General features: G+C 63.5%; 5 protein-coding genes. 4 read left to right on the forward strand and 1 reads right to left on the reverse strand.

The features are described 5' to 3' along the window. Window positions 1–91: 91 nt before the first annotated feature. Genes Q0K06_RS06350 through Q0K06_RS06360 form a run of 3 tightly spaced genes read left to right on the forward strand, consistent with a single transcriptional unit; the run spans window position 92 to window position 4,271 of the window. Window positions 92–1,915, forward strand: a complete 1,824-nt coding sequence (locus tag Q0K06_RS06350; RefSeq protein ID WP_294550079.1) for an ABC transporter ATP-binding protein — start codon at window positions 92–94, stop codon at window positions 1,913–1,915. Then, on the forward strand, window positions 1,905–3,776 hold the full coding sequence (locus Q0K06_RS06355; RefSeq protein ID WP_294550082.1) for an ABC transporter ATP-binding protein: 1,872 nt from the start codon (window positions 1,905–1,907) through the stop codon (window positions 3,774–3,776). The genes Q0K06_RS06350 and Q0K06_RS06355 overlap by 11 nt, the downstream gene beginning before the upstream one ends. 18 nt (window positions 3,777–3,794) lie before the next feature. Further along, window positions 3,795–4,271 carry a GNAT family N-acetyltransferase gene (locus tag Q0K06_RS06360; RefSeq protein WP_294550085.1) on the forward strand — a complete coding sequence of 159 codons (477 nt, stop codon included), beginning with the start codon at window positions 3,795–3,797 and terminating at the stop codon, window positions 4,269–4,271. Between the two features lie 48 nt (window positions 4,272–4,319). Here Q0K06_RS06360 and Q0K06_RS06365 read toward each other — a convergent pair whose 3' ends face one another. Then, the gene (locus tag Q0K06_RS06365; RefSeq protein WP_294550088.1) at window positions 4,320–4,538 is read right to left on the reverse strand and encodes a hypothetical protein; all 219 of its coding nucleotides are present in this window, start codon (window positions 4,536–4,538) and stop codon (window positions 4,320–4,322) included. A gap of 392 nt (window positions 4,539–4,930) precedes the next feature. On the opposite strand from Q0K06_RS06365, the gene rlmD reads away from it, so the two are divergent. After that, window positions 4,931–6,378: 23S rRNA (uracil(1939)-C(5))-methyltransferase RlmD (gene rlmD / locus Q0K06_RS06370; RefSeq protein ID WP_294550091.1), on the forward strand; the 1,448-nt coding region annotated here is incomplete at its 3' end.

Here is a 6,378-nt window from a genome sequence, read left to right on the forward strand (position 1 = left end):
GCGCTGCAATTCGTCCCCCCAGCATGACAATTCGTCCCCAGAATGATCTGGGGACGATTTCTTTGGTAGAATGGTACCAGAGGTGACCGAGATGGAAGAAAAGAAGAAATCCCCCTACAACATGTGGCAGAACACCGGCTTTATGCTCTCCGCCGCCTGGCGCAGCTGCCCCAGCGTGATTTTTCTGTGCATCGCGCTGGCGGTGGTCACCGCCGGCCAGACCGTGGCCGAGCTGCTCATCGCCCCTGCGGTGCTCTCCAGGGTGGAGGAGGCCGCGCCGCTGGCGTCCCTGCTTCTCACCATCGCCGGGTTTACCCTGCTCCTGCTGCTCCTGTCCGGCCTGAAGCGGTATCTGGACACCAACACCCTGTTCGGCCGGATTAAGGTCCGCACGGATCTGCTTGGCCGGATCAACCTGAAGCTGGCTCAGACCTCCTACCCCAACCTGATGGACGCCCGGTTTAACGACCTGTCCGGCAAATCCTTCGACGCCTGCTGCAGCAACAATTCCGCTGCGGAGCACATCTGGACCACCTGGAGCACCATTCTCACCAACCTGCTGGGCTTTGCCGTCTATCTGGCCATCCTGTCCGGCCTGCATCCCCTTCTGTTCTGCGTCATCGCCGTCACCGCTGCGGCGGGGTATTTTGTGGACAAGAAGATCAGCGGCTGGGGCTACCGGCACCGGGAGGAGGCCGCCAGGCCCATCAAGGAGATGGGCTACATCCGCAGGACTGCCACCAGCCGCCCCTACGCCAAGGACATCCGCATGTTCGGCCTGGGACCCTGGATAAACGACGTGTGGCGCAAGTCCATGTCCCTGTTCCGGGCCTTTCTCCGCAGGCGGGAGTCGGTCTACCTGTGGATCAACCTGACCGACCTGCTGCTGACCCTCATCCGCAACGGCGCAGCCTACGCCTACCTCCTGTGGCTCACCCTGACCGGCGGCATGAGCGCGGCGGAATTTCTGCTCTACTTCACCGCCGCCAGCGGCTTTACCCAGTGGGTCACCGGCATTCTGGACATGTTCAACCAGCTCCACCGGGAGAGCCTGGATATCTCCACGGTGCGGGAATATCTGGAGTACCCGGAGCCCTTCCGGTTTGAGGACGGGGAGCCTCTGCCCAAGGACCTGGCCGTTCCCTGCGAAATCAAGCTGGAGAACGTGTCCTTCCGGTACCCCAAGGCGGAGAAGGACACCCTTCAGCACATCAATCTGACCATCCATCCCGGGGAAAAGCTGGCCATTGTGGGCCTCAACGGGGCGGGCAAGACCACCCTGGTGCGGCTGGTCTGCGGCTTTCTGGACCCCACCGAGGGCCGGGTGCTTCTCAACGGGGAGGACATCCGCCGCTATGACCGCCGGGCCTATTATGCGCTGTTCTCCGCCGTGTTTCAGGACTTCTCCGTGCTGGAGGCCAGCGTGGCGGAAAACGTGGCCCAGCGGGTGGAGGGCATCGACGTTGACCGGGTCATGGCCTGCCTGGACCAGGCGGGCCTGACGGAAAAGGTGGAGTCCCTGCCCAAGGGGGTGGACACCGCCATCGGCCGCCAAGTCTTTGAGGACGGCGTGGAGCTGTCCGGCGGCCAGACCCAGCGGCTGATGCTGGCCAGAGCCCTGTACAAGGACGGACCCATCCTGGTTCTCGATGAGCCAACCGCCGCCCTGGACCCCATCGCCGAGGAGGACATCTACCGAAAGTACAGCGGGATGACTCAGGGCAAGACCTCCCTGTTCATCTCCCACCGGCTGGCCTCCACCCGGTTCTGCGACCGCATTCTGTTCCTGGAGCAGGGGCGCATTGCCGAGGAGGGGACCCATAATGAGCTGCTCGCCCGTGGGGGCGGCTACGCAAAGCTCTTTGACGTGCAGAGCCAGTATTACAGGGAAGGGGGCGAACACCATGGAGAATAAGGAGAAAAAGCTGGGCTATATGGCGGCCTGGAAGCTGAATCTGCGGGCGTGGGGCATCTGGCAAAAACTCTGTCCCCAGGTGTTTGCCTCCACCCTGCTCGCCTCCGTGGTTACGGCGGTCACGCCCTATGTGACCATCTTCCTGTCCGCCCGTATCATCGACGAGCTGTCAGGAGAGCGCAGGCCGGACCAGCTGCTCCGGTGGGTGGTCCTCACCCTGGCCTGCACGGCGGCGTGCGCCTTGCTCCAGGGGGTGCTCACCCGCTGGGCCAACTACGCCAGGGACTGCGCCGGACAGCTGGGCGACCAGCTCTATATGGACAAGATGATGGCGCTGGACTACGCCGACGTGGACCGGCAGGCGGTGTTCGACCTGTACTCCCAGATCCGGCAGAACGAGAGCTGGGCTGGCTGGGGCATTCGCAATACCATCTCCTATTTTGAGTCCTTTGTCACGGCGGTGGTCCAGATTCTGGGCGGCGCGGGCCTGTCGGTCAGCCTGTTCCTCTCCCCCGTCTCCGCGGGCAGCGGCCTGCCCTTCCTCAACCACCCCCTCTGCGCCGCCGCCATGATCTGCCTGCTGCTGCTGGCCGCTGTGGTCTCCCCCATGCTCAGCAACCGGGGTGACCAGTATTGGGTCAGTTATGCAGAGGAAGCCCGTCTGGGCAATCGTCTGTTCAGCTTTTACGGATTTCTGAGCCAGGACAAGAGCCGGGCGGCTGATATCCGCATTTACCAGCAGCAGGAAAACATCTGCGGGCCCTATCTTGCCCAGGAAAACGGTTTCTCTCCCAGTTCCTCCATCGCCCGCTGTGCCAGGGGCCCCATGGGGCTGCTCAACGCCCTGTCCCAGTGCGTGACCGTGGTGCTCACCGGCCTGGTGTACGTCTTTGTGTGCCTGAAGGCCTGGGCGGGGGCCTTCGGCGTGGGCTCTGTCACCCAGTATGTGGGGGCCATCACCCAGCTGTTCCGGGGCCTGTCCGCCCTGCTGGAGACCATGGGCAACATCCGGGCCAACGGAACGTTCCTGGAGACCAATTTTGAATATCTGGACATCCCCAACCGGATGTACCAGGGCAGCCTGACCACTGAGAAGCGCGCCGACCGGAAGTACGAGGTGGAGTTCCGGGACGTGTCCTTCCGCTACCCGGACACCGACCAGTGGGCCCTGCGCCATGTCAGCATCAGGTTCCGGGTGGGCAGCCGCCTGGCCGTGGTGGGCCGGAACGGCAGCGGCAAGACCACCTTTATCAAGCTGCTCTGCCGCCTGTACGACCCCACGGAGGGGGAGATTCTGCTCAACGGCATCGACATCCGCAAGTACCGGTATGACGACTATATGCGCATCTTCTCCGTGGTCTTTCAGGACTTCAGGCTGCTGGCCCTGCCCCTGGGCGAGAACGTGGCGGGCGCGGCGGAGTACGACCGCGCCCGGGCGGAGAAGTGCCTGAAGGACGCCGGATTCGGCGGCCGGCTCTCCTCCATGCCCCAGGGGCTGGACACCTGGCTCTACAAGGACCTGACAGAGGACGGCGTGGATATCTCCGGCGGCGAGGCCCAGAAGATCGCCATCGCCCGTGCGCTGTACAAGGACGCCCCCTTCCTCATTCTGGACGAGCCCACCGCCGCACTGGACCCGGTGGCCGAGGCGGAGATTTACGCCAAGCTCAACGACATCGTGGAGGACAGGACCGCCGTCTATATCAGCCACCGGCTGTCCTCCTGCAAGTTCTGCGATGAGATCGCCGTGTTTGAGGACGGGCGGATCGTCCAGCAGGGCAGCCACGAGGCCCTGCTGGCAGAGGAGGGCGGCGCCTATGCCACCCTGTGGCACGCCCAGGCCCAGTACTATAATGAGTAAAACCCAAGGAGGAAAACAATGGTAGAACAGATTCAGGACAGAGAAGAAAAGGAGCGCATCGCCCGCAGGGTGCTGGAGTCCCTGCCCGAGTGGTTCGGCATTGAGGAATCCCGGGAGGAATACATCCGGGAGAGCGTGGACCAGCCCTTTTTCGCCTGCTATGCGGACGGACAGGCGGCAGGCTTTCTCTGCCTGAAGGAGACGGGCAGGGCCACCGCAGAGCTGGCGGTGATGGGGATTATGCCCGCCTTCCACCGGCATGGCCTGGGCCGTGCTCTCTTTGACCGGGCCAAAGCGTATGCACAGGCCCGAGGCTACTCCTTTCTTCAGGTCAAGACCGTGCAGATGGGCCGGTATGAGATCTACGACCGCACCAACCGGTTCTATCTCAGCCTGGGCTTTCAGGAATTTGAGGTGTTCCCTACCCTGTGGGACGCGCACAACCCCTGCCAGGTGTACGTCATGGCCATTGGAAACAACTCCACTGCAAACTAAAGCCGGGCGGTATGCCGAAATTCGGCATACCGCCCGGCTTTTCGTCTGTCAGGCCGCTGTCCGTTCTCCGGATGCCGCCGGGAGGGCCTGTCGTCCGGCCTTCCGGCGGGCGCCGGGGAACTTCCGCAGGGTCCCCAGGTCCACGCCCTGCCGCCTGTACCCGGCACAGAGCACCGCCCCTTCCGGCGCCCGCCCTGCCGGCCGGACGCCCACCGTGATCCCCACCCCCAGTCCGGAAGCCGCCAAAACCATGGTCTGAATATACATGCGCATCCCCCTCCCCCGCCGCTGCCCGGCGCCGCCGGGCAATTCCCCATCTTGTGAGAGACAGGATACGCCTTTTTTCTCCCTCTTTCCTTTCAAAAAAGATGCAATCTCTCCCCCTCCGGCGCGTCTGAAACAGGCCCTTTTCCCTTTCCCTTCCCCGCGGGCGGCACGTACGGCCTTCCGGACCCGCCTCTTCTCCGCGCAGGAGAAAGTGCGTTCCTTTTTATTCCGCCACATACGGCGTTTTGTCAAAACCCGCGTCAAAAAGGGAAAAAATTCAGGGAAACTATTGTGGTATTGGGACGGGATATCTGCTATACTTTGAGACGTATCGACATTTGATTTTCGCCCGGAGGAGAGAGGCCTTCCGGGCCGTTTGCGGGAGGACGGACATGGGCGCACAGACGGAAGGAAACAACGGGGCGGCGGGGCGCTGCCCGCTGGAAAAGCGGGGCTGCGGCGGCTGCCCCATGCTCTCCCTGCCCTACGGGGAGCAGCTGAGGCGGAAGCAGCGGCGGCTGGAGGAGCTGCTGGGGGAGTTCGGCCCGGTGTCCCCCATTCTGGGCATGGAACACCCCTGGCACTACCGCAACAAGGTCATCTCCTCCTTCGCCTGGGGGCCGGGGAAAACGCTGGTCAGCGGCATCTACGCCCAGGGCACCCACCGTGTGGTACCGGTGGAATCCTGCCTCCTCCACCAGGAGGCGCTGGACCGGGCGGTGGCCGCCGTGCGGCAGGCCGCCCGTGAGTTCCGCTACCAGCCCTTTGACGAAAACAGGCGCACCGGTCTTATCCGCCATGTGCTCTGCCGCCACAGCCTGACCACCGGCGAAGTGCTGGCCGTGCTGGTGACCGCGTCGCCGGTGCTGCCCGGCGCCCGCGCCTTTGCCGCCCGGGTGCGGGAGCTGTGTCCCGCCGTCGCCACCCTGGCTCAGAACGTCAACCCCAGGCCGGGCAGCGCCGTGCTGGGGGAGCGGGAGAAAATTCTCTTCGGCAGAGGATATATTGAGGACGTGCTCTGCGGCGTGAAGTTCCGCATCTCCCCCTCCAGCTTCTACCAGATCAACCCGGTGCAGACCCAGGTCCTCTACTCCGCCGCCATTGCCGCCGCCCAGCTCACCGGCAGGGAGCAGGTGCTGGACGCCTACTGCGGCGTGGGCACCATCGGCCTGTCCGCCGCCGCCCACGCGGGCAGCGTGGTGGGGGTGGAGCTGAACCGGAGCGCCGCCGCCTGCGCCGGGGAGAACGCCAAAGCCAACAATATCCGCAACGCCCGCTTCCTCTGCGGGGACGCCGCCGCCTTCCTGGACGGCATGGCCGCCCGGGGGGAGAAGCTGGACGTGGTATTCCTGGACCCGCCCCGGGCGGGCAGCTCCCCCGTGTTTCTGGACGCCCTGTGCCGGGTGTCCCCCGCCCGTGCGGTATACATCTCCTGCAACCCGGAGACCCAGCGCCGGGACCTGGAATATCTGGCCGCGCGGGGATGGCGGGCAGAGTCCATCCAGGGGGTGGACATGTTCCCCCACACGGAGCACATTGAGACGGTGGTTCTTTTGTCCAAACTTAACGCCAAGCAACATATCGAGGTGGAGTTGAATCTGGACGAGCTGGATTTGACAGCGGCGGAGAGTAAAGCCACTTATGATGAGATCAAAGCCTATGTGCTGGAAAAGCACGGCCTGAAGGTGTCCAGCCTGTATATCTCCCAGGTTAAGCGGAAGTGCGGGCTAGATGTGGGGCAGAATTATAATCTGTCAAAGAAGGAAGACGCGAAAGTGCCACAGTGCCCGCCGGAAAAGGAAGCTGCAATTATGGATGCACTAAAGCATTTTCAAATGAT

The sequence above is a fragment of the uncultured Pseudoflavonifractor sp. genome (genome assembly GCF_944387805.1).
GTDB lineage: Bacteria > Bacillota > Clostridia > Oscillospirales > Oscillospiraceae > Pseudoflavonifractor.

What these genes read in the sequence shown, in the direction of transcription:
- Q0K06_RS06350 (WP_294550079.1), top strand. Translation starts at nt 92, where the DNA reads ATGGAAGAAAAGAAGAAATCCCCCTACAACATGTGGCAGAACACCGGC.
- Q0K06_RS06355 (WP_294550082.1), top strand. Translation starts at nt 1,905, where the DNA reads ATGGAGAATAAGGAGAAAAAGCTGGGCTATATGGCGGCCTGGAAGCTG.
- Q0K06_RS06365 (WP_294550088.1), bottom strand. Translation starts at nt 4,538, where the DNA reads ATGTATATTCAGACCATGGTTTTGGCGGCTTCCGGACTGGGGGTGGGG.
- Q0K06_RS06360 (WP_294550085.1), top strand. Translation starts at nt 3,795, where the DNA reads ATGGTAGAACAGATTCAGGACAGAGAAGAAAAGGAGCGCATCGCCCGC.